This is a genomic window from Streptococcus sanguinis, assembly GCA_013378335.1.
Taxonomy (GTDB): domain Bacteria; phylum Bacillota; class Bacilli; order Lactobacillales; family Streptococcaceae; genus Streptococcus; species Streptococcus sanguinis_I.
The window spans coordinates 784163-806275 of the sequence record CP040556.1 but is presented as its reverse complement, the minus strand read 5'-3'; the positions used below and the strand labels follow the sequence as shown (position 1 = coordinate 806275).

The window sequence follows — 22113 nt, the reverse complement described above, 5'->3', positions numbered from 1 at the left end:
ACCTCACAACTGTTCTTACCTCTATTATACGACTTTACAAAAAGAAAAGCCCTTAGAAACTTCTGTTCTTAGGACTTTGTCTTCAATCTGAAACCAGTACTCGTACTGGTTTTTTGTTTTATACTAAGCCTTCAAGCAGGCCTTTCATAAAGTTCTCTGAGTTGAACTCACCGATATCATCAATCTTTTCTCCAAAGCCAATCAGCTTGACCGGAATATCCAATTCCTGACGAATAGCTAACACAACCCCGCCTCTAGCTGTTCCATCAATCTTCGTCAGTACAATTCCTGTGACTGGGGTGATTTTAGAAAATTCCTTGGCCTGAACTAGAGCATTCTGACCAGTTGAAGCATCGAGAGCTAGGAAAGTTTCATGCGGTGCTTCTGGATCCACCCGTTTAATAATACGGCCAATTTTCTCCAGCTCTGCCATGAGGTTGTCCTTATTTTGCAGGCGGCCAGCCGTGTCAATCATAAGAACATCAACCTGCTCCGCCTGAGCACGCTCCATTCCGTCATATACCACGCTGGCAGGATCGCTCTTCTCAGGCCCCGTCACTACAGGAACACCCACGCGTCGACCCCATTCAGCCAACTGAGCCACCGCTCCAGCTCGGAATGTATCTGCTGCTACCAACATGACTTTCTTGCCTTGTTGTTTGTACTTATAGGCTAGTTTACCGATAGAGGTGGTCTTACCGACTCCGTTGACCCCAACAAAGAGCATGACAGTCAGACCGTTTTGGAAATTGATTTTTTCATTAAAGTGGCCATCTTTCTCATAAATGTCCACCAATTTTTCAATAATCAGCTGGCGCAGAGCAGCTGGTTTTTTAGCATTTTCCAGACGGGCCTCATAGCGTAGTTCCTCAGTCAGACTGGAAGCCACTTGAACCCCTACATCACTAGTAATGAGCAGCTCTTCCAAGTCTTCGAAGAACTCTTCATCTACTGAGCGGAAATTAGCAAAGAAGGCATTGAGCCGTGCTCCAAATCCTGTCCGAGTCTTCTTTAGGCTGCGGTCATATTTTTCCTGAGTGGATTCCTCTTGAGGAAGTTCAGCAGGCTCTTCTGTAGCTGCTGCTTCTGATTCTTCAGCAATATCAGCTTCTTGGTTGACCTGTTCTGATTCTGTTAGTGGCACAGCTTCTGTTGCTGGTTCAATCTCATTATTTGAATCAGTTGCCACCTCGTCATAAGAAGCAGCTTCATGTTCAGTATGAGATGATGCTTCATCCGAAAGATCCGCTTGTTCAACAAGTTCTTCTACCGTTTCGTCACTGCTTTCAGACTGGTGCTCTTCTAGAGTTTCTTCAGTCTGAGTTGCTCCTTGAGCCACTTCTTGATTTTCTGCAATAATTTCTTTTTCATGCTCTGGCTCCTTGCTTTCTTCTTGGATAGCTTGAGATGCAAGCTCTTCTGTTACTAACTGCTCTTCAACATCGGCCAAACTATCTTTTGTATCCGAAATTTGGTCATCAAGTTGCTGCTCGTCCTGATAGGGCTGAACAGCTTCCGCTTCAAGATTTTCTCCTGCTTCTGGAACAGGCGCTGTTTCTTCTTCAAGCTCGCCAATGTTTTCCAATGCTTCCTTGACAACTTCTTCAATCGGCGGTTCTTGTTTTTTTCGGCCGAAAAGGCGGTCAAATAATCCCATCGGCTAATCCTCCTTTAGTACATACTCTTCAATAGCCCAAGCCACTGCATTCTCATCATTGGTCATAGGTGTCACCACATTGGCTGCTTCTTTGACGATGGCTACTGCATTCTGCATGGCCACTCCCAAACCAGCCCACTCAATCATAGACAGATCGTTGGCTTCATCACCACAGGCCATGACCTGACTTCTCTCAATGCCTAAATGGGCAATCAGTTTCTCCAGGCCATTAGCCTTATGGACATTTTTAGGGGACCACTCCAGCAGCATTTCTCTAGATTTGAAAATCTCATAGCGCTCAAATAATTCTGGTGAGATTTGCTCAATAGCCGCATCCAGTGGTTCTTGAGCATAAGCGGTGACACATTTATTATAAGTCTGCTGGCTGGACAAATCACTGAAATCAATAGACTCAAAAGTTAGAGCAGGATTGAACTGAGCATAAAGCGAGTCTTGATCGGACTGAATCTGATAGACAAGTCCTTCGCAGATAGCATCAAGAGGGATATGGAGCTTGTCTGTCTCCTCGTAAATCCGAGCTACATCATCATAAGAAAAGACTGTTTTATTGAGGATTTCTCCAGTATTGCGCTGAACGAGACCGCCATTAAAAGTAATGGTGTACTCATCCTCTCGACCGTCTGTTCCCAGCTCATGGAGGAAAAAGTCCATGGCCTTAAGGGGGCGGCCAGTAGTCAGAACTACCTTAACTCCCTTATCCTGAGCTTCTTTTAGAGCTGCTAAATTGCGGTCAGAAATCTTCTTGTCTGAATTCAGAAGAGTTCCATCCAAGTCCAGAGCAATCAGTTTTATATCTGCCATTATAATCCCTCCATGTAAGTGATAACCGACTGAGCATCATGGTGACCGATGACTTCCTTGGCCACTTCCAGAATCTCAGGGCGAGCATTTTCAGTCGCAATCGGATAGCCAGCCACCTGCATCATGTGCAAATCATTGAGATTATCACCAAAAACCATAACCTGAGAAAGATCTATGTCAAGCTTCTTGGCCAGCTCGACAATGGCAACACCCTTATCCACATAATCCAGAACGATGTCAATGGACTTATAGCCAGTCGTCATAGCTTTTACACCCTCGATATTCTCATTGACCCAAGCTTCACCAGCTGCGACTTGGTCCTCAGCAAAATTGGTCGTAAACTTGAAAATATCATCGTCAATATCAGCCAAGCTAGCTACTTTTTGAATGTTTTCATTATAATGAGCACTGAAAGAAAGATAGGTCGGATCCACAGTCTCCAAGACATAACAGGCGCGTTTGCCCGTCAAAAGCAACTCATTGACATTGACATAGGGAGATTCCTGTAGCTTATCAAAAACCTTGAGATAAAAATCCCGTGGCATGGTTGCTTCATAGAGATCCTCGCCATGAAACTCAACTAAACTACCGTTTTCAGCAATAAAAATAATCTCATTGCGTACTTCCTCAAACAGCTTTTCCAGCGACAAGAGGCCGCGCCCGCTGGCTACAGCAAAATACATGCCTTTTTCTTTGAAGCGAGTCAAAACTTGCTTGAGACGGTCCATATCAAACTGACCTTTACTGTCTAAAAAGGTGCCATCCATATCCGTTGCTACTAATTTTATCCTCATTTTACATACTTTCTAAATCTTTTAACTTGACCGAGACAATCTTGGAAACACCAGACTCCTGCATGGTAACGCCATAAATAGAGTCTGCAGCTGACATGGTTCCCTTACGGTGAGTGACCACGATGAACTGGCTGTCCTTGTCAAAGCGATTGAGATAATCCCCAAAGCGTTTAACATTGGCCTCGTCCAGCGCTGCTTCCACCTCGTCCAAGATGACAAAAGGAATGGTCTTAACGCGGATGATAGAGAAGAGCAGAGCCAAAGCTGACAAGGCCTTCTCGCCACCGCTCATCAGATTAAGCGACTGGATCTTCTTGCCCGGTGGCTGCACGGAGATTTCTACACCAGCCGTCAGCAAGTCACCCTCCGTCAATATCAGGTCTGCCGAACCGCCGCCAAACATCTGGCGGAAAGTCACCTTGAAGCTTTCACGAATAGCTTCAAAGGTTGATTTAAAGCGTTCCTTGACTTCGTCATTCATCTCTTCAATCGTCTCTAAGAGCAAATTTTTGGCTGATAAGACATCGTCTCGCTGCTCGTTGAGGAAGTTCAGACGGTTGCTGACTTCTTCAAACTGCTCAACTGCTTCCAGATTGACTGGGCCTAAAGCTCGAATGGCTTTTTCCAAATCCTTCACCTGGCTTTCAGCAGCTGGCAAACTTTCTAACGGACGAGCCTGCCTGCTTGCTTCTTCGAAACTCATCTGAAAGTCATCTGTCAGATTGCTTGCCAGACGGCGCATGACATCCATGAGCTTATCCTTTTCTGCCTCTGCTTTAGCCTGCCGGCGAATCAATTCTTCATTTTGATGGCGGGCTTGCTCCAAACGACTGGCAATATCGTCAGACTGACCTTCTAGATCTTCAAGCTCAAATTTCAGACGAATCAGTCTTTGATCCAGCTCAATCTTTTCTTGCTTGGCGGTCTCTAATTGCTCTTCCAGAATCGTAATATCCACCTTCTGCAGGCTGGACTGCTCCTTTTGCTCCATCAAAAGCTCCAAGGTTGCCTGCTCTTTTTCAAGGCTAGCTTTTTCCTCGGACAGTCGTTCCAAGTCATTCTTTTCAAAGCGTTGGTTGGAGGTCAACTCTGTCCGCTGGAGTTTGAGTTCAGCCAGACGAGAGGAAAGCTTTTCAAAGCGAGCCTGAACTGCATCTTTGTTCGACTTAACCTGCTCTATTTCTGCAGTGATGTCCGTTTTTTCTTGCTCAATCTCAGTCAAGCGGGTCTGCAGTCGGTCTTTCTCTTCTGAAATATCCAAAGCAGATTGACCAGCTAACTCCTGTTCCTGTAGATTTTTCAGACTTGTGAGCTCTTCTACGCGCTTGGTCAACTGTTCATAGGCCAGATTAGCCTTTTGCTCAGCCAAGCGAGCCTGCTCACCGTCTGTCTTGATTTGTTCCAATACCTGCTTAGCCTGACTCAGTTGGTTTTGCAGAATTTGCACTGCTTCTTCCTGCTCTTTCAAGCTGACATTTTTCTGCTTAATCTCCTCAAGCAAAGCATCTAGCTCCGGTTTGATAAAGATAGTATTGTTATTGCGGTTGGCACCACCAGCATAAGAACCACCAGTCCGAAGCTCTGTTCCATCCAAAGTCACCATACGAACCTGATAGCGTACTTGGCGAGCTGCTGCTCGGGCATGCTCCACTGTATCAAAAATAGCGGTCGTTCCCAGCAGATTTTGAAAAATGCTGTCTAACGATGACTCGTAGCTGACCAAGGAAGAAGCCAGTCCCAGAAAACCAGCACTTTTTTCAATCGTAGCACGGTTATGGTCAGGCAGCTGACGCGGCTTAATGGTTGTTAAAGGCAGGAAGGTTGCCCGACCAGCCCGATTTTTCTTCAGAAATTCGATAGCCCGAGTCGCAGCAGCCTCATCTTCCACGATGATATTCTGACTGCTGGCTCCTAGCGCAATTTCCAGCGCAGTCTGATAGTGGGGGTCGAAGCTAAGTTTTTCACTGACTGCTCCTACAATACCACCCAGTCGACCTGCTTCCTGCAGCACACTCTTGACCCCTGCATAGAAATTACTGTGATTTTTGAGAATGGCTTCCAAACTATTGGAACGTGCCTGCTTGTTTTTGAGGTCGTCCAAAAGCTCAAACATCTTAGTCTGCTGATGCTTATAGTCAGCCTCTAGCTTCTCTACTAACTGGATCTGACTCTGGTAGTCTGCTAGTAGATTCTTGAGGGCTTGGCGAGCAATTTCCAACTCCTCCAAACCAGCTTGCTCCTGAGTCTGACTAGCCTCCAAATCTGCTTGCAATTTAGCATAGTCTGCCTTCTTGCTCTCAGCCAATTTAAGCTCGCTAGCCAGCTGGCTCTCCAGAGAAGTCAAGTCATTAGAAAGATTTGCCTCTTCCTGCATGAGCTTGACATACTGCTCACGCAGATGTTCAATCAGCTGGTCCGGATCATCTGAAAAGTCTGCTAATTCTGCTTCCAAAGCAGCGATAGACTGCTCATTGTCACTCAGTTTGGCAGCTATTTGGCTCAATTCTGCTTGCTTGGCTTCTATGTTGCTTTCTATCTGAGCCAGTTTTTCTGACAGAGTGGCCAAACGTTCTTCATTTTCCCGACGGCTCGTCGCTGCTTGGCTGGACTCCAACTTAGAAAGATCAATCTGACGCTCCAAATCACTGATTAAGCGGGTCAATTCCAGCAAACTAGCCTGATCATCAGACAAAGTTTGATTGAGCTCATGGCGCTTGGCCTTCAAGGTTTGATTTTCATCTTCCAGCTCATCGCGCTTGCTGTAGTAGGCTGCTAGCTCCTGCTGGATATTCGTTAAATCTTCTTCAGCCTTGGTCAGTCTTTCCTTGTTAGCTGTCAGCTGAGCGACCAAAACATCCAAGTAAAGCTCTCGGCGCTGGCCATCCAGACTCAAGAAGCGCTTAGCAGTTTCAGCCTGCTTCTCCAAGGGCTTGACCTGGCTCTCCAGCTCGTAGATAATGTCTTCCAGACGGTCCAGATTATCCTGGGTCTGACTAAGCTTGCTTTCCGTTTCTTTGCGGCGTGTCTTATACTTAAGCACTCCAGCCGCTTCTTCAAAAATTGCCCGGCGTTCCTCCGGCTTGCTGTTGAAGATTTCTTCTACTTTCCCTTGGGAAATGATGGAGAAGGAATCTCGTCCCAGTCCAGTATCCATGAAAAGATCATGGACATCGCGCAGACGGACTTTTTTGCCATCAATCTTATACTCACTGTCACCGCTGCGGTAAATGTGACGCTCCACCCGAATCTCATTGGCAGCATCCTTGATAAATTGATCACTGTTGTCCAGAACCACTACCACTGATGCATAATTAAGTGGCTTGCGGGTTTCTGTTCCCGCAAAAATCACATCGGGCATCTTGCCGCCCCGCAGACTTTTCACACTGGACTCTCCCAAGGCCCAGCGCAGGCTCTCCGTAATATTGGATTTGCCGGAACCATTTGGCCCAACAACCGCTGTCACTCCCTGATCAAAGACAACTTTAGTCTTATCAGCAAATGACTTAAAGCCCTGAATTTCAATTTCCTTTAAAAACATGAAGAACTTTCCTTTTCAAATGCGTTTTTAGCAGCTTCCTGCTCGGCCAGCTTTTTAGAACGCCCCTGGCCTTGACCGGACTTGCGGCCATTGATGAGAACAGCTACCTCGAAATTTTTGGAATGAGCCGGCCCTGTTTCAGAGACGACCTGATAGGCAATTTCCACATCGCCATTAATCTGCAGCAACTCCTGCAGCTTGGTCTTATAGTCCGTCACCCGCTCAAAATCTCCCGCTTCCACCTTGGGAATCATGACTTGATAGAGAAAGCTTTTGACTGCTTCCACACCCTTATCCAAGAGCAAGGCGCCTAAAAAGGCCTCGAACAAATCACCTAAAATCGTATCCCGATTCCGGCCGCCAGACTTCTCCTCACCGCGTCCCAGCTTGATAAAATGATCAAACTGACAATCACGGGCAAAGCCTGCCAAGCTCTCTTCTCTAACAATCATGGAACGCAGCTTGGACAGGTCGCCCTCTGGTCTCTTAGGATATTTGGTATAAAGATACTCCGAAATAATCAGTTGCAGAACAGCGTCTCCTAAAAATTCCAATCGTTCATTGTGTGAAATTTTTAAGAGGCGGTGCTCATTGGCATAGCTCGTATGGGTAAAAGCTGTTTCCAACAAGGTCTCATCAGAGAAGACCAAGTCAAACTGCTCCAGCAATGCTTTTTTCAAATTTTCCATTACTATTTTACATCATGCTGACTTCAGTCAGATAAGCAGCATGATGCCTTTTCCTTTCCAAAGATATACAGTCTCTATTATAACAAAAAACAGGCGCAAACGCACCTGCTGACAGCGATTTCTATTCCTTATCCGGAATTACTTTAAACAAATAATAGGTGATAAAAACAGTCAGACCAAACAGTCCAATCTTAACCCAAATAATAGGCGCTAGCAAAATGGAAATCCCCATCAAGATATAGATGGAAACGATAATCTTTTTCTTACGTTCCTTAGCAATCGTCCCTGTCTCTCGAAAATCTGCCACATAGGTCTGGTACATCTTTGTATGATAGAGCCAATTTTCAAAACGCTTGGAACTGCGCGAAAAGCAGGCAATGGACAAGAGAAGAAATGGCGTAGTCGGCAGGAGAGGCAGAAAAATCCCCAAAACTCCCAACCCTAAAGATAATAGACCTACCACAAAGTAAATTGGCCGCATACAAGCTCCTTTGCAAAATAAAACCGTTGTTTTTTAAATATTTAATGGATACCGCACTAGAGCCAGAAAACCAAACCTTTCGGTCTAGTGTTTAAATACTCGTCAAAGGCGTTGCGGTATCAGGCGAGGTATCATAGACTTGAAAGTCGTGACCAACTGCCATGTCGGCTTGAGCCAGTTGATTGACCATGGTCATATGAGCCAATTCCTTGATATTATTTTCCTTACTGAGATGTCCCAGATAGATTCGCTTGGTGCGATTGCCCAAAGTCCGAATCATGGTCTCTGCTCCATCTTCATTGGACAGGTGGCCCATATCCGACAAAATCCGCTGCTTGAGACTCCAAGGATAGGCACCGCTGCGAAGAATTTCAATATCATGGTTGCTCTCAATCAGGTACCCGTCAGCATTTTCGATAATTCCAGCCATCCGGTCACTGACATAGCCCGTATCCGTCAGCATGACAAAACTCTTGTCATCCTTCATAAAGCGGTAAAATTGTGGACAGGCTGCGTCATGACTGACACCAAAGCTCTCCACATCCAAGTCTCCAAAGGTCTTGGTCTTGCCTAACTCAAAGATATGCTTTTGACTAGCATCCAGCTTGCCCAAGTCCTTTTCCATAGCCTTCCAAGTGGCCTCATTGGCATAAATGTCCAAATGATACTTACGAGCCAGAACGCCGACACCATGAATGTGATCCTTGTGCTCATGGGTCACTAAAATGGCATCCAAATCCTCAGGCTTGCGCCCAATTTCGCCCAGCAAGCTAGTAATTTTCTTGCCTGATAAGCCAGCGTCAACCAGAATCCGCTTTTGATCTGTTTCCAGATAGAAACAGTTACCGCTTGATCCTGACGCCAGAATACTGTATTGAAATCCTTTAGTCATGTTTACTTTCTATATATCTTCATTATCCCAGTCGTCATCGCGGACGCCATCATTCTCATAAGGCAAGACAATGGTAAAGGTTGATCCCACACCATACTCACTCTTAGCCCAGATAAAGCCCTGATGTTGCTTGATAATTTCCTTGGCAATAGCCAGTCCCAGACCCGTTCCGCCCTGAGCACGGCTGCGCGCCTTGTCCACTCGATAAAAGCGGTCAAAAATCTTAGGCAGGTCCTGCTTGGGAATTCCCAGACCTTCATCCGCAATCGAGAGAATCAACTGCTCATCTGTTGTCTTGATGGAAACAGTAATGGTTCCACCATCCGGTGAATACTTGATGGCATTGTTCATGATATTATCAATGACCTGGGTCAACTTATCTGTATCAATCTCCACCCAAATCGGTGTTATAGGATAATCACGGATAATCTCGTATTTCTTGGTCTCGTCTTGATTTTTTATCTTGTCAAAGCGATTGAGGATAAAGGTGATAAAGGCTGTGAAATTCGTCAGCTCTACTTCCAAATGACTGGTCTCGTTGTCAATTCGGGACAGACTGAGCAGGTCCGTCACCATCCGCATCATGCGGTTGGTTTCATTGAGTGATACCTTGACAAAGTCCGGTGCTACTGGCTCAGACAAAGCTCCCTCATCTAGGGCTTCCAGATAGGACTTGACACTGGTCAACGGAGTCCGCAGCTCATGACTGACATTGGATACAAAGAGGCGACGTTCCCGCTCTTCCTTGTCTTGTTCTGTTGTATCATGCAGGACAGCCACCAAACCTGAAATAAAGCCCGACTCCCGTCTTACCAAGGCAAAGCGAACCCGCAAGCTCAAGTACTCACCATTTTCATCCTGAGAATCTATCGTCAGCTCAGGAACATTGGTAATCAGGTCACGCAAATCATACTCGTCTGAAATCGAAAGCAGATCCAAAATACTCATATTTTGGACCTCATCTCTCTTAACTCCCAACTGCTTGGTAGCCATATCGTTGATAGTGATAATCTGCCCCCGGCGGTTGGTCGCAAGCACGCCATCTGTCATATAGGACAGGATACTGGAAAGGCGTTTTGTTTCTTGCTCAAGGTTTTCATGCGTCAGTCGAATGACCTCTGAAAGATCATTGATACTGTTGGTCATATCTGTGATTTCCGGACTTCCCTGCATGTCCAGCACTTCAGAATAGTCACCTGCAATCAAATCTTTAACCTTTTGATTAAGCTGTACAAGCTTTTGGTTATCACGGCGATTTTCCAATAAAAGCAGGGCAACAACTACAATGAAGCCGATAATAATGATTGCAAAGACAAAATCCGCAGAAACCACAAATTGTTTAATTGATTCAATCATTATTTCTCATATAGTAGCCAACTCCGCGGCGAGTCAAGATATACTCAGGCCGGCTTGGCGTATCTTCAATCTTTTCACGCAGGCGGCGGATAGTCACATCCACTGTACGGACATCACCAAAATAGTCATAGCCCCATACTGTTTCCAGCAAGTGCTCACGTGTCATCACCTGACCGATATGTGTCGCCAAATGGTGAAGCAACTCAAACTCGCGGTGGGTCAGCTCCAGCTCCTTGCCATGCTTCTTAGCTACAAAAGCATCTGGCAAAATCTGCAGTTCCCCAATGGTCAGCTCGTTCGGACCACTTTCTTCTACTTGATTTTCAACAACAAGGTCAGCCCGACGAAGAAGTGCCTTGACACGCGCCTGCAGCTCACGATTTGAGAAAGGCTTAGTCACATAGTCATCTGCACCGATTTCAAGACCGATAACCTTGTCAAACTCACTGTCCTTAGCAGACAATACAATAATCGGAACATTGCTGGTCTTACGAATAGTCCTAGCAACTTCCAGTCCGTCCACTTCTGGCAGCATCAAGTCCAGAATCAAGATGTCTGGCTGTTCTGCTTCAAACATTTCCAAGGCTTCCTTACCATCAAAAGCAGTCAAAACCTCATAGCCTTCCTTGGCCATATTAAACTTAATAATATCTGAGATTGGCTTCTCATCATCTACAACTAATATTTTCTTCATATATTCACCTTAACATAAGATTGGGATTGAATCAACTCCATGATAGAAAAGTTGTGACATAGTCAGCTAAGTCGTCCTGCATCAAAACGTGCAAAAGGCAATCTAGTTTGCCTAGCTAGACTCCCAATCCAATTTTATTCATTTATCTAGTCTTATTATACCAAAGTTTTCTTAAAAAACACTAATTCAAGCCATTTTTATTCCACATTTGTAGAAAATGGACGATTCTCATCTAAAAAATTTTTCTCTGAACGAAAATAGTCATTTTTATTCAATTTGACAGTTTATTTATTCTGTGGTAAAATCTATGTTATATTATCTAACACGAAGGAGAAAGATATGGCTTTAGTTGAATTTAAAAATGTCGAAAAGTATTACGGAGATTACCATGCTCTGCGCAATATCAATCTCAGTTTTGAAAAAGGGCAAGTGGTTGTACTGCTGGGACCATCTGGTTCAGGAAAATCTACTCTTATCCGTACAATCAACGCTTTAGAAGGCATTGATCAGGGAAGCTTGATCGTCAATGGCCACGAGGTCGCGAACACTGCTGCCAAAGATCTGGTCAACTTACGTAAAGAAGTCGGAATGGTCTTTCAACATTTTAATCTTTACCCCCACAAAACGGTGTTAGAAAATGTTACCATGGCGCCTATTAAAGTTCTAGGAATGGATAAACAAGAAGCTAACAAAATCGCTCAAAAATATCTAGAATTTGTCAACATGTGGGACAAGAAAGACTCCTACCCAGGCATGCTATCTGGTGGACAAAAGCAAAGGATTGCCATTGCCCGAGGTTTAGCCATGCATCCTGAGCTCCTGCTCTTTGATGAACCGACTTCTGCCCTGGATCCTGAGACAATCGGGGATGTTCTGGCTGTTATGCAAAAACTAGCCAAAGACGGCATGAATATGATTGTGGTCACACACGAAATGGGCTTTGCCCGTGAGGTAGCTGACCGCATTATCTTCATGGCAGACGGTGAGGTGCTGGTGGATACTACTGATGTTGATGCTTTCTTTGACAATCCTACCGAACCTCGTGCTAAGCAGTTTCTCAGTAAAATTATCAACCATGAGAGCGATAATGTGCTTTCTTAGAAAGGAGAAGATCTATGAAACTAAAGAAAATAATCATCAGCCTACTCATACTCCTTCTGACTCTAGGCTTGATTCACGCCGCTCCTGCACAAGCCGATTCCAGTACCAGCCAACAGGTCAAGGACATCCAGAAACGCGGAGTCCTTAATGTCGGTGTCAAGCAGGATGTACCTAACTTTGGTTACCTCAATCCTGATAGCAATACATATAGCGGTCTAGAAATCGATATTGCAAAAAAGATTGCTAAGGAACTAGGCGTCAAAATCAACTACGTCCCAGTTACCGCACAAACACGCGGACCACTTCTGGACAATGGGCAAGTTGATATGGTAATTGCGACCTTTACCATCACAGATGAGCGTAAGGAAATCTATAATTTCACAACCCCTTACTACACAGATGCTTCTGGTTTTTTGGTTAATAAATCCAGCAAAATTACAGATGTCAAGGACTTGAATAATAAGACTATCGGCGTCGTCCAAGGTTCTATTACCCAAACCTTGTTGGAAGAAATCGCTCAAGAGAAAAAACTCAACTTCAAATATGTGGAGTTAGGCTCCTACCCTGAACTTGCTGTTTCCTTGCAGGCTCACCGTATTGATGCCATTTCTGTTGACAAGTCCATCCTGACCGGCTATGTAAGCTCCAAATCAAACATTCTGGATTACAGCTTCAAAAAAGCCGATTACGGTGTGGTAACAAAAAAATCCAATACTCAATTGAATGACTATGTAGATGGCCTAATCTCTAAATGGAAGGAAAACGGCAGTCTTCAGAAACTTTATGACAAATATAATTTAAAACCATCTGCTTCAACAGATGATTAAAAAGGAGATCCCATGAGTTTTAGTATTTCTTCTTGGCAGGCCTACTTTGCGGACTTTGGCAAGTTTTTCCAAGGATTTCTCTTTACCTTAGCCATTTCTATCGGTGCTCTGACCTTGGCTCTTCTACTAGGGATTTTCTTCGGAGCTATCAGCACAGGTAAGCATAAAGTTCTACGTGGTCTAGCTCGTGTTTTTGTTGAGTTTTATCAGAACACACCACTCTTAGTGCAATTTGTGATTATCTTTTACGGTCTTCCGCTAGTCAGCAATTACACCATCATGCCCTCAATCTATTGGACTGCGGTGCTCTGTGTGGGACTCTACCACGGTGCTTATATCGCCGAAGTCATCCGCTCAGGTATCCAGTCTATTCCTCGCGGGCAGACCGAAGCTGCACTATCTCAGGGCTTTACCTATGTAGAAACCATGCGATACATTATCCTGCCCCAAGCTTTTCGGATTATCCTGCCACCGCTAATCAATCAAATTGTCAATCTGATAAAAAATACATCTACCGTCGCTATTATCTCTGGTGTGGATCTGATGTTCGTGACCAAGTCTTGGTCTGCCCTGAATTCCAACTACATCCCAGCCTTTGCCGGAGCAGCTCTGCTCTACTTCCTCCTTTGCTTCCCAATTGCTAGCTGGGGACGTAGGGTAGAGGAAGCCAATAAACAAGCTTACAGCATCTAAGGAGGTCTCTATGGAAAACATTTTAAAAGTCTTAACCGCAAACAACCTCCTCTTTATCCTTAAGGGGCTCTGGCTGACGCTGCAAATTTCTTTCATTTCCATTGTCCTATCAACCATTTTTGGAACTATTCTAGCAGTCATGAGAAACGGAAAAAATAAACTGCTCAAGCTAATTGCCAGCATTTATATCGAATTTGTCCGTAATGTACCCAATCTGCTCTGGATTTTCACCATCTTTTTAGTCTTTCAGATTAAGTCAACGCCAGCCGGTATCATCAGCTTCACCGTCTTTACTTCTGCTGCTTTGGCAGAAATTATCCGGGGCGGCCTCAATGCCATCGATCCAGGCCAGACTGAAGCTGGCTTATCTCAAGGATTTACTCAGTTTCAGATTTTGCGTTATATCATCCTACCTCAGGCTATTCGAAAAATGCTGCCAGCAATCATTTCTCAGTTTGTTACAGTGATAAAGGATACCAGCCTGCTCTATTCTGTTATTGCGCTCCAAGAACTCTTTGGTTCTGCTCAAATTCTAATGGGACGCTATTTTGAAGCTGAACAGGTCTTCGCACTCTACCTATTAGTAGCAGCCATCTATTTCCTGATTAACTTCGCCATTTCCAGCTTCTCGCGCAAGCTATCTCAACGCTGGGCTCAAGCTGCAGAATAAGTAGCTCAGATACAGACCTACTGTGCAAAAGTTGAGTTTTTCCAACTCAGCTTTTTTATTTTTAATATTTGTGGTAGAATAATATCAAAGGATAGATAAGGAGAACGATATGAAAAAACTAACATGGCTTTTCATCACTGTCTTAACACTAATCTTTCTCAGCGCCTGCGGTCAGCACGCTAGCTTCCAAGGAAAATGGAAGGCTCAGAAAGCAAACGGAGAGGACATTGACATTGTCTTCAATGACAAAACAGGCAAACTAGGCGATAAAGAATTTCACTATAAGATAGACGATTCGGGCTATCAAGATAACACTAAATATTACAGTATCACTGTCAGCGATACCTATCACTACACCATCCTTTTCCCAGATGATGATATGAAAATAGCTACTCTTATAGAACCTGAAGACCCATCAAGTGATCCTCTCTATGGGGAAATGCTCTATGCCATGAACCGAAATGAGTATCCTGATTTTGATGATTATGTGGATAAATACTTGAATTAAGATCAAATTTGCTAACATAATTAGTAAAGAAATTTTTACTTACAGATAGAAAATAATTAAGAGTTTGGGACAAAAAGATTTCAATTTTTAAAAATCTTAATTATTAAGCCCTTCAAATCTATAATTAAATGCGAAAAGCGAACAAAGCAGAATTCTGATTACCAGAAAACTAGTTTTGTTCGCTTTTTATATTTGAGGCTGGACTTTTGTCCCAGACTCTTAATCGTTATCCAATGAATTCTACTCTTCAACACGTGATTTGCTGGCAATGTCTGCTAAGATCTGCTCTACAAATTCGTCTACTGGTATTGTATGTGTTTCTTTTTGACCATAGCGGCGTACATTAACAGTGCCATCTTCTACTTCCTTGTCACCAACGATGAGCTGATAAGGAATTTTGCTAGTTTGCGAAGCACGAATCTTGTACTGCATCTTTTCATTGCGCTCATCCACATCAGCACGCACACCCTTGTCGCGCAGCTTTTTAGCCACTTGCCAAGCATAGTCAATATGGGCTTCGTTAGAAACAGGAATCAAGGTCACTTGATGCGGAGCCAGCCAAGTCGGGAAGGCACCCTTATAATTTTCAATCAAGATGGCTGTGAAGCGCTCCATGGTTGAGATAACTCCACGGTGAATCATAACTGGGCGATGCTCTTCACCGTCAGCTCCGACATACTTGAGGTCAAAACGCTCTGGCAAGAGGAAGTCCAGCTGGATAGTTGACAGAGTTTCTTCATTTCCTAGGGCTGTTTTAACCTGGATATCAAGTTTCGGACCGTAGAAGGCTGCTTCTCCTTCTGCTTCAAAGTAGTCCACACCCATTTCGTCCAAGGCTGCTCGCAGCATGGTTTGGGCATTTTCCCACATCTCATCGTTATCAAAATACTTATGCGTATCCTGAGGGTCTCGAAGAGACAGACGGAAACGATATTCTGTCAAGTTGAAGTCGGCGTAAACGTCGATAATCAACTGCAGCGCACGCTGAAATTCTTCTTGAATCTGTTCTGGCGTTACAAAAAGGTGACCATCATTCAAGGACATTTCACGTACACGTTGAAGACCAGTTAGGGCACCAGATTTCTCATAACGGTGCATCATGCCAATCTCAGCAATACGGATTGGCAGTTCACGGTAAGAATGAACATGGTGTTTGTAGACCTGGATGTGGTGAGGGCAGTTCATGGGACGAAGAACAAACTCTTCTCCATCACCCATATCCATGGTTGGGAACATATCCTCTTGGTAGTGCTCCCAGTGGCCAGAGGTCTTATAGAGCTCCACAGAAGCCAAAGGCGGAGTGTAAACGTGTTGGTAGCCTGAAGCCAACTCTTTGTCAACGATGTAGCGCTCCAACTCACGACGGACAGTCGCACCATTTGGCAGCCAGAAAGGCAAACCTTGACCCACTTCTTGAGAAATCATGAATAGATCCAGCTCTTTCCCTAACTTACGGTGGTCACGTTCTTTGGCTTCTTCCCGCATTTGCAGATATTTCTTCAGGTCTTTCTTGTCAAACCAAGCGGTACCATAGACCCGCTGCATCATAGCATTGTCGCTGTTCCCGCGCCAGTATGCACCGGCTACGTTCAAGAGGTGGAAGATTTGGATACGACCTGTAGATGGAACGTGAGGCCCACGGCAGAGATCCACGTATTCACCCTGACGGTAGATGGTCAAACCGCCCTCATCTTCTGAGTGCTCTTCAATCAATTCCAACTTGTATGGATCGTTTTTGAAAATTTCACGCGCCTCATCTTTAGTCACTTCCTCACGGATAGATGGGAAGTTTTCTTTGACGATTTTCTTCATTTCTTCTTCGATACGAGGCAGGTCTTCATTTGAAATTTGCCCTGTTTCATTGTCCGTATCGTAGTAGAAACCATCCTGAATGGCAGGACCAACACCCAAGTGAATATCTGGGAAAAGGCGGCGAGCTGCTTGCGCAAACAAGTGAGCCGCAGAGTGACGCAGGATATCTAAAGCATCTTCGTGTTCAGGTGTCACGATTTCAATGGCACCATCTTTCGTGATGGCACGAGTCGTATCAATCAATTTGCCGTTGAATTTACCAGCCAAAGCTTTTTTAGCTAGGGAATTGCTGATAGATTGAGCAATTTCAAAAGTTGTCACGCCAGATTCGAATTCACACACAGCGCCATCTGGGAAAGTAATCTTAATCATGAGTTTTCTCCTTATCTATCATCCAAATATTTTAAGAATCTATTCTTTTATTGTAATAGTTTGTTTCTAGAATCTTTTGTAGCTCAGTTTTATGCCAGCCTGCACCAATCATTACCTTATTAACATTAAATTCAAAACTCTGTTTATCATTCATCGAAAATTTAAGTTTATATCCTATGAACAAGCGCTTCTTAAATTGATATGCTTTGATATCTTCTGCTGAAAATTCTCCTACAACCTCTCCTAATTTCCCCATAGGGGTAATAGAAATGATGTATATTCCTGTCTCGGTAAAAACAATTAAAAAGTAGGCATTTGCAGTGCCTCCCAAGCGCTGAGTTCCATAAACCGCATGCAGCGACTCAGCTATGCTAGAATCTAAGCCATGTTTCATTAAATAAGCCTTAATTTCTTCAAATTTGAATCCCATACAGATCTCCTTTATTCATTTTATTTTTTTAATATTGTAGCAAAGGAAAAGTCCTCTCTCGCCACCCCAAAAGTAACAAAAGAAAAATGAAAACAAAAAAACGACATCCAAAAAGGACGTCGCAACGTGGTTCCACCTTCATTTATGCAAGTCAAAAGACTTACACCTCGAATCGGCTCTAACGTAGCCACCGTTTTATGTTTGCATAAAAGCTAATAGAGTAGTCCCAACTGCATCCTCTACGCGATTTCCAGCTCCACGCGCTCTCTAAAAGATTTCCTGCAGGTGATTTGTCTCTAGAAAACATTATAGCACGATTGGAGAAATTTGCAAGAGCTATTGACCATCAAAACGAGAAAAACGATTGAGAGCCTCTTGACTCAAAGTGGCTGCTTGACGTTTTTTACGGTGTTGCTCTGCCAAAAGCATTCCTCCCAAAGAAAGGAATAACAAGACATGAATATCCCTAGCATTATAAAGCGTTGAAGTGATTGGATTATAAATCTCGTCTCCTGAGTAAAAAAGTCCGTCAAAAAAATTTTTGAATAGGTAATAATAATGGACACCAGGAATCAAAAGAAGAAAAGGCAGTGAAAAGCCTTGCATCCGAGTATTTATATAAACAATCACTGCAGCAACCAAGGGCAGCAGTAAAAGATAATACAAAATATTAAGGTTTGAAAGCCAGTTCAAAACACTTTCTACACTTTCTGTATTGTCTATAAGATATCTCCAAAGCTCTTGCCAAATCCAATCTGAAGCAATGAAAATGCCATAGAACAAAAGCAGCCAAGGAAACTGTTTGAGATATTTTTTCATAAGATTTCTCCTCTATTTCTAAACAGAACCTTGCATAAATAGCTATTGACACAATGATACAAGGCATGTTTCTATTCTAATAATTTAGTAATATTCCTGATTTTTTTCACTTGCTTACTCGAAGCTTTGAGGATACGAACGGATCCATTGATTGGAAGAGAGATGACCTTGCCAGGCAGATAGGCCACTGTCTTGGCCAGACGCTTGGCAGCACTTTCCTCTGGGCTAAGCTCGTTATGGAAGTCCTTGGAAATGGTTAAATCCAGATAAAACTCATAGACTCTGCGACCAAAATTCTCCGCTGAAATCTCGTAGAGCTTGTCTGCTAGCTTCTGCTCATCCATATCAGGTGTCGCAATAATCGCCTCTAAAATAGCGCCTGATAAATCACGCTCTTGGTAATAAAGGGTTCCAAAAATCTTGTCACTGATAACATTATCCAGATAAGGATTTCCATGGGCAATAATCGGTGTGCCGCTGGCTAAGCTTTCCAGATATGTCAGACCTTGAGTCTCACTGGTTGACGCAGAGATAAAGAAATCCGCAGCTTTATAGTAAAGGGCCGTATCACTAGGAGCAATCATCCCTGTAAAGATGACAGCTTCTTCAATCTGAAGCTTGGCAACCAGTTCTTTCAAGTCTTCCGCATAAGGACCGTCGCCGACAATAACTAGCTTGACTTTGTCATTTTCTTCAAGGACGGCAGGCATCGCCTCGACGATAGCCTGGATATTCTTTTCATAAGAAATACGGGACAGACTGAGCAGCATAATCTCATCTTCAGCCAGTCCTAGCTTGAAACGCAGCTTCTTGATATCCTCACGCGAAATTTCTGGCCGCTCAAACTTCGCCAGCTCAATCCCTGTCGGAATTACCCGTTTTTCTGCTTCGATTTTATAATTAACCAAAAGGTCATAAACAATCTCACTAGGGCAGATAACCCCATCCAAATCACTCATGAAGCCACGGACGATGTACTTGACCATACTAGGACGGATAACCATCCCCTTGGCAATATAGTGCACATAATCTTCATACTGGGTGTGATAGGTATGTACTACCGGAATCCGCAGCTCTTTGGCAATCCAAATCCCCAGCAGCCCTAGTGAAAACTCAGTCTGGGTATGGATAATATCCAGCTGGTACTGGCGGGCAATTTCTAAGGCGTGAGAAAATCCTCGGTAAGCCACTCTTCGGTCCTTAAAGGCAAAGAAAGGTACGCTGGGAATCCGAATAATCTGCCAATCTTCATAACGATTGACATCCTTGTCCGTCGTCGTAAAAATAAATACCGTGTGACCTAATTTTTCCAGCTCCGTCTTCAAAGTCCGAATACTGGTTGCAACCCCAGAGACCTGAGGAAAGTAGGTATCTGTAAAAAGACCAATACGCATCTTACATCTCCAAAACTGTTTGATAAGCCTCAACTAACTGACCTGAAACATCGTCAATGGCTCGGCTTTTAGCCACTTGATAGCCTGCTTCACGCTTATCCACCTTTTTATCCAAGATATTTCTCAGAGACTGGACAAACTCGTCTACGTTATGACAGAGCTCGGCTGAACGCTCATCCACCCAGCCCTGATAGACCGGAATATCACGCAGCACAACATTCTGCTCACTGGCCAAGGCTTCCAGGACAACAATTCCTTCAGTTTCCTCATAGGACGGGAAAAAGAAGGCATCTGCTCCAGACATGGCTCCCTGAAATATCGCTCCCTTAAAATAGCCGGGAAATTCAACATTATCAGGATGGTCAAAGAGAACCAGACGACGAATCTTTCGCGGAATCAGCCAGAGATTGATAGAGCCCAGCCAGATAAAGCGCACATCTGGCATCCTGCGGGCAACCTCTACAAAGTCCTCAATCCCCTTGCGGCGGAAATAAAGGCCAGCACAGACAACCACCTTCTGCCCTTCTTCAATCTTAAAATATTTTTAAAAACTTCTTCCTTGCGAGCATCTTTCTTATACTTAGGCAGGTCAATACCGTTTGACACAGCCACCATAGGCGTAGTGACTCCATAAGACTGGATCAGCTGCTTGGAATACTCAGATGGCGTGATAATGAAATCCGCCTTTTTATACATGTGCGTCAGATATTTACCAAAAAGCGGAGCAAAGAGATTGGATCCAATAAAGGAATTTTCAAAGTCCTCCTTGGTCGAATGCCCATGCATAATCACTTTTTTATTGCCCCTCTTGGCAGCATGCAGAAGAAGCAAGCTACGGGGACCATAGGTATTGATGTGGACCACATCATAATCTCCTAAAACGTCCGTCGTATAAGGAATCCCAGCCAAATCCAAGGCATGCATCTGATGCTGGAGGGCTCGGCCGATTCCTGATTTCTCCAAAACGGACTTTCCTTCAAGATACAGTAATACTTTCATACTTCCTATTATACCGAAAATCAAATAAAAAGGAAAACCACAAGGGCAAATGAGGTAAAAAATCCATCCAAAGCCTGATAGGCTTAGAAAAGTACCCCTAGCTAAATGGAAACACAAAAAAGAGGCTGGGACAAAAGTCCTAGCCTCTCAATTGTCTTTGGATTGTCGAGCAAGACGCAGTGGTTGAGTGGGCTCTACTACGCTGATTTCATCAGCTTTTACAGCCCTACTCAACTGTGCGGAGGTGGGACGACGAAATCGAATTCTAACGAATTACCGATTTCTGTCCCACTCTCCTCGCTTCATAGTCATGAAACTCTCTTAAAGCAGTCATTGACTTAGTCTCTTCGCTCGCTTTTCAAGCTCAGAGAAGTTCCTAATCAGACTTGCAGATCACCGCTTATTTCCGAGTTGATTTACGCTCGCTAATGCTGTGAGCTAGGAGAACTTCGCGTTCTTCCAATTCTTCCTTATGCATAATCTTAGTCAGCATGCGCATACTGATAGCGCCGATGTCATAGAGGGGCTGACCGATTGTGGAAAGGTTAGGACGAGTGAAACGAGCTACTTGCGAATCATCACTGGTAATGATTTCAAAATCTTCTGGAACCTTGATGCCTTGATCAGACAGACCATTTAAGAGGCCTGCTGCCAGTTCATCTCCTGTGACAAAAGCTGCAGTTGCTTTGGAAGCAATGACACGCTCTGCCAAGTGGTAGCCATCATCATAAGAATATTTAGATTCAAAAACCAAGCCTTCGCTGTATGAAAGCTTCTTGTTCTTCAAGCCATCTTTATAGCCTGATAGACGGATTTTCCCGTTGATATCATCTACAAGCGGTCCGCTGACAAAGGCAATTTTCTTATTGCGTTTAGCCAGTAATTCTACAGCATCAACCGTTGCTTGTTTGTAGTCAATATTGACGCTCGGAAGCTGATGCTCCACATCGACAGTACCCGCCAAAACGACCGGTGTACGCGAACGAGAAAACTCTGAGCGAATTTTCTCCGTCAGATGATAGCCCATGAAAATAATGCCATCCACCTGTTTAGAAAAGAGGGTATTGACAACGGAGACTTCCTTATCATCGTCCTCATCACTGTTAGCCAAGACAATATTGTATTTATACATTTCAGCAATATCATCAATCCCTTTTGCCAGGGTTGAGAAATAGCTATTGGTAATATTTGGAATGACAACGCCGACGGTTGTAGTCTTCTTGCTGGCTAGGCCACGTGCTACTGCATTTGGACGATAGTCAAGACGATCAATGACCTCTAAAACTTTTTTACGTGTGTTTTCTTTGACGTTCTTGTTTCCATTCACTACCCGACTGACTGTCGCCATCGAAACTCCCGCTTCACGGGCGACATCATAAATGGTTACTGTGTCGTCTGTGTTCATATAGTTTCCTTTCTTCTATTGAAAATATCGTTTTCACTTTCCTACATTCACCATTTTATCACTTCTTGTAAACACTTTCAAGTATTTTGATAAGTTTTTGAAAAGTCTTGCTTTTTTTGACATTTTTTGCCAAAATAGAGGCATAGAAAGAAGGTTGTGA

The 22113-nt window shown here is 43.9% G+C and carries 19 protein-coding genes and 2 pseudogenes; 5 read left to right on the top strand and 16 right to left on the bottom strand.

The window, feature by feature from the left end:
- Positions 1-118: 118 nt before the first annotated feature.
- From ftsY to FFV08_04270, 9 genes are all read right to left on the bottom strand, one after another.
- Positions 119-1657, bottom strand: coding sequence for a signal recognition particle-docking protein FtsY (gene ftsY, locus FFV08_04310; protein QLB51941.1), 1539 nt, complete (start codon positions 1655-1657; stop codon positions 119-121).
- A 3-nt stretch (positions 1658-1660) separates the two neighbouring features.
- Positions 1661-2479 (bottom strand): HAD family phosphatase, encoded by an 819-nt coding sequence (locus tag FFV08_04305; protein ID QLB51940.1) that lies wholly within the window; start codon positions 2477-2479, stop codon positions 1661-1663.
- Positions 2479-3273, bottom strand: coding sequence for an HAD family phosphatase (locus tag FFV08_04300; GenBank protein QLB51939.1), 795 nt, complete (start codon positions 3271-3273; stop codon positions 2479-2481). Before FFV08_04300 ends, FFV08_04305 begins: the two co-directional genes overlap by 1 nt.
- A 1-nt stretch (position 3274) precedes the next feature.
- Complete coding sequence (gene smc, locus FFV08_04295; protein ID QLB51938.1) at positions 3275-6811, bottom strand: chromosome segregation protein SMC; 3537 nt, start codon at positions 6809-6811, stop codon at positions 3275-3277.
- Positions 6802-7500 carry a ribonuclease III gene (locus FFV08_04290; GenBank protein QLB51937.1) on the bottom strand — a complete coding sequence of 233 codons (699 nt, stop codon included), beginning with the start codon at positions 7498-7500 and terminating at the stop codon, positions 6802-6804. The genes smc and FFV08_04290 overlap by 10 nt, the downstream gene beginning before the upstream one ends.
- A 121-nt stretch (positions 7501-7621) precedes the next feature.
- A complete protein-coding gene (locus FFV08_04285; GenBank protein ID QLB51936.1) occupies positions 7622-7981 on the bottom strand; it encodes a DUF454 domain-containing protein in 360 nt (119 codons plus the stop codon).
- 91 nt (positions 7982-8072) lie between these two features.
- Positions 8073-8873 (bottom strand): MBL fold metallo-hydrolase, encoded by an 801-nt coding sequence (locus FFV08_04280; protein ID QLB51935.1) that lies wholly within the window; start codon positions 8871-8873, stop codon positions 8073-8075.
- 9 nt (positions 8874-8882) lie between these two features.
- Complete coding sequence (gene vicK / locus FFV08_04275) at positions 8883-10229, bottom strand: cell wall metabolism sensor histidine kinase VicK (protein ID QLB51934.1); 1347 nt, start codon at positions 10227-10229, stop codon at positions 8883-8885.
- Complete coding sequence (locus FFV08_04270; GenBank protein ID QLB51933.1) at positions 10222-10923, bottom strand: response regulator transcription factor; 702 nt, start codon at positions 10921-10923, stop codon at positions 10222-10224. The genes vicK and FFV08_04270 overlap by 8 nt, the downstream gene beginning before the upstream one ends.
- A gap of 339 nt (positions 10924-11262) precedes the next feature.
- On the opposite strand from FFV08_04270, the gene FFV08_04265 reads away from it, so the two are divergent.
- From FFV08_04265 to FFV08_04245, 5 genes are all read left to right on the top strand, one after another.
- Positions 11263-12024 carry an amino acid ABC transporter ATP-binding protein gene (locus FFV08_04265; GenBank protein ID QLB51932.1) on the top strand — a complete coding sequence of 254 codons (762 nt, stop codon included), beginning with the start codon at positions 11263-11265 and terminating at the stop codon, positions 12022-12024.
- 14 nt (positions 12025-12038) lie between these two features.
- Positions 12039-12851, top strand: a complete 813-nt coding sequence (locus FFV08_04260) for a transporter substrate-binding domain-containing protein (protein ID QLB51931.1) — start codon at positions 12039-12041, stop codon at positions 12849-12851.
- Between the two features lie 12 nt (positions 12852-12863).
- Positions 12864-13544, top strand: coding sequence for an amino acid ABC transporter permease (locus FFV08_04255; protein QLB51930.1), 681 nt, complete (start codon positions 12864-12866; stop codon positions 13542-13544).
- A 10-nt stretch (positions 13545-13554) separates the two neighbouring features.
- Entirely contained in the window at positions 13555-14214 is a 660-nt protein-coding gene (locus FFV08_04250; GenBank protein QLB51929.1) for an amino acid ABC transporter permease, read from the top strand.
- Positions 14215-14323: 109 nt separating this feature from the next.
- A complete protein-coding gene (locus tag FFV08_04245; protein QLB51928.1) occupies positions 14324-14722 on the top strand; it encodes a hypothetical protein in 399 nt (132 codons plus the stop codon).
- A 240-nt stretch (positions 14723-14962) separates the two neighbouring features.
- Here the strand turns inward: FFV08_04245 and thrS are convergent, their stop codons facing one another.
- The 7 genes and pseudogenes from thrS to ccpA form a co-directional block, all read right to left on the bottom strand.
- On the bottom strand, positions 14963-16906 hold the full coding sequence (gene thrS / locus FFV08_04240) for a threonine--tRNA ligase (protein ID QLB51927.1): 1944 nt from the start codon (positions 16904-16906) through the stop codon (positions 14963-14965).
- 31 nt (positions 16907-16937) lie between these two features.
- Positions 16938-17336: a hypothetical protein gene (locus FFV08_04235; GenBank protein QLB51926.1), complete on the bottom strand. Its 399-nt coding sequence runs from the start codon at positions 17334-17336 to the stop codon at positions 16938-16940.
- A 336-nt stretch (positions 17337-17672) separates the two neighbouring features.
- Positions 17673-18155 (bottom strand): hypothetical protein, encoded by a 483-nt coding sequence (locus FFV08_04230; protein ID QLB51925.1) that lies wholly within the window; start codon positions 18153-18155, stop codon positions 17673-17675.
- 71 nt (positions 18156-18226) lie between these two features.
- On the bottom strand, positions 18227-19549 hold the full coding sequence (locus FFV08_04225; GenBank protein QLB51924.1) for a glycosyltransferase family 4 protein: 1323 nt from the start codon (positions 19547-19549) through the stop codon (positions 18227-18229).
- Position 19550: 1 nt separating this feature from the next.
- Positions 19551-20548, bottom strand: a pseudogene (locus FFV08_04220) (glycosyltransferase).
- 230 nt (positions 20549-20778) lie between these two features.
- Positions 20779-20844, bottom strand: a pseudogene (locus FFV08_04215) (NUDIX hydrolase).
- A gap of 104 nt (positions 20845-20948) precedes the next feature.
- Positions 20949-21953 (bottom strand): catabolite control protein A, encoded by a 1005-nt coding sequence (gene ccpA, locus FFV08_04210; protein ID QLB51923.1) that lies wholly within the window; start codon positions 21951-21953, stop codon positions 20949-20951.
- Positions 21954-22113 lie beyond the last annotated feature (160 nt).

Excerpts from the sequence above, each read along its gene's own strand:
- FFV08_04255 (QLB51930.1), top strand. The coding sequence starts at position 12,864 with ATGAGTTTTAGTATTTCTTCTTGGCAGGCCTACTTTGCGGACTTTGGC.
- FFV08_04225 (QLB51924.1), bottom strand. The coding sequence starts at position 19,549 with ATGCGTATTGGTCTTTTTACAGATACCTACTTTCCTCAGGTCTCTGGG.
- FFV08_04235 (QLB51926.1), bottom strand. The coding sequence starts at position 17,336 with ATGGGATTCAAATTTGAAGAAATTAAGGCTTATTTAATGAAACATGGC.
- FFV08_04265 (QLB51932.1), top strand. The coding sequence starts at position 11,263 with ATGGCTTTAGTTGAATTTAAAAATGTCGAAAAGTATTACGGAGATTAC.
- ftsY (QLB51941.1), bottom strand. The coding sequence starts at position 1,657 with ATGGGATTATTTGACCGCCTTTTCGGCCGAAAAAAACAAGAACCGCCG.
- FFV08_04305 (QLB51940.1), bottom strand. The coding sequence starts at position 2,479 with ATGGCAGATATAAAACTGATTGCTCTGGACTTGGATGGAACTCTTCTG.
- smc (QLB51938.1), bottom strand. The coding sequence starts at position 6,811 with ATGTTTTTAAAGGAAATTGAAATTCAGGGCTTTAAGTCATTTGCTGAT.
- vicK (QLB51934.1), bottom strand. The coding sequence starts at position 10,229 with ATGATTGAATCAATTAAACAATTTGTGGTTTCTGCGGATTTTGTCTTT.
- FFV08_04230 (QLB51925.1), bottom strand. The coding sequence starts at position 18,155 with ATGAAAAAATATCTCAAACAGTTTCCTTGGCTGCTTTTGTTCTATGGC.
- ccpA (QLB51923.1), bottom strand. The coding sequence starts at position 21,953 with ATGAACACAGACGACACAGTAACCATTTATGATGTCGCCCGTGAAGCG.
- FFV08_04285 (QLB51936.1), bottom strand. The coding sequence starts at position 7,981 with ATGCGGCCAATTTACTTTGTGGTAGGTCTATTATCTTTAGGGTTGGGA.
- FFV08_04290 (QLB51937.1), bottom strand. The coding sequence starts at position 7,500 with ATGGAAAATTTGAAAAAAGCATTGCTGGAGCAGTTTGACTTGGTCTTC.
- thrS (QLB51927.1), bottom strand. The coding sequence starts at position 16,906 with ATGATTAAGATTACTTTCCCAGATGGCGCTGTGTGTGAATTCGAATCT.
- FFV08_04245 (QLB51928.1), top strand. The coding sequence starts at position 14,324 with ATGAAAAAACTAACATGGCTTTTCATCACTGTCTTAACACTAATCTTT.
- FFV08_04250 (QLB51929.1), top strand. The coding sequence starts at position 13,555 with ATGGAAAACATTTTAAAAGTCTTAACCGCAAACAACCTCCTCTTTATC.
- FFV08_04270 (QLB51933.1), bottom strand. The coding sequence starts at position 10,923 with ATGAAGAAAATATTAGTTGTAGATGATGAGAAGCCAATCTCAGATATT.
- FFV08_04300 (QLB51939.1), bottom strand. The coding sequence starts at position 3,273 with ATGAGGATAAAATTAGTAGCAACGGATATGGATGGCACCTTTTTAGAC.
- FFV08_04280 (QLB51935.1), bottom strand. The coding sequence starts at position 8,873 with ATGACTAAAGGATTTCAATACAGTATTCTGGCGTCAGGATCAAGCGGT.
- FFV08_04260 (QLB51931.1), top strand. The coding sequence starts at position 12,039 with ATGAAACTAAAGAAAATAATCATCAGCCTACTCATACTCCTTCTGACT.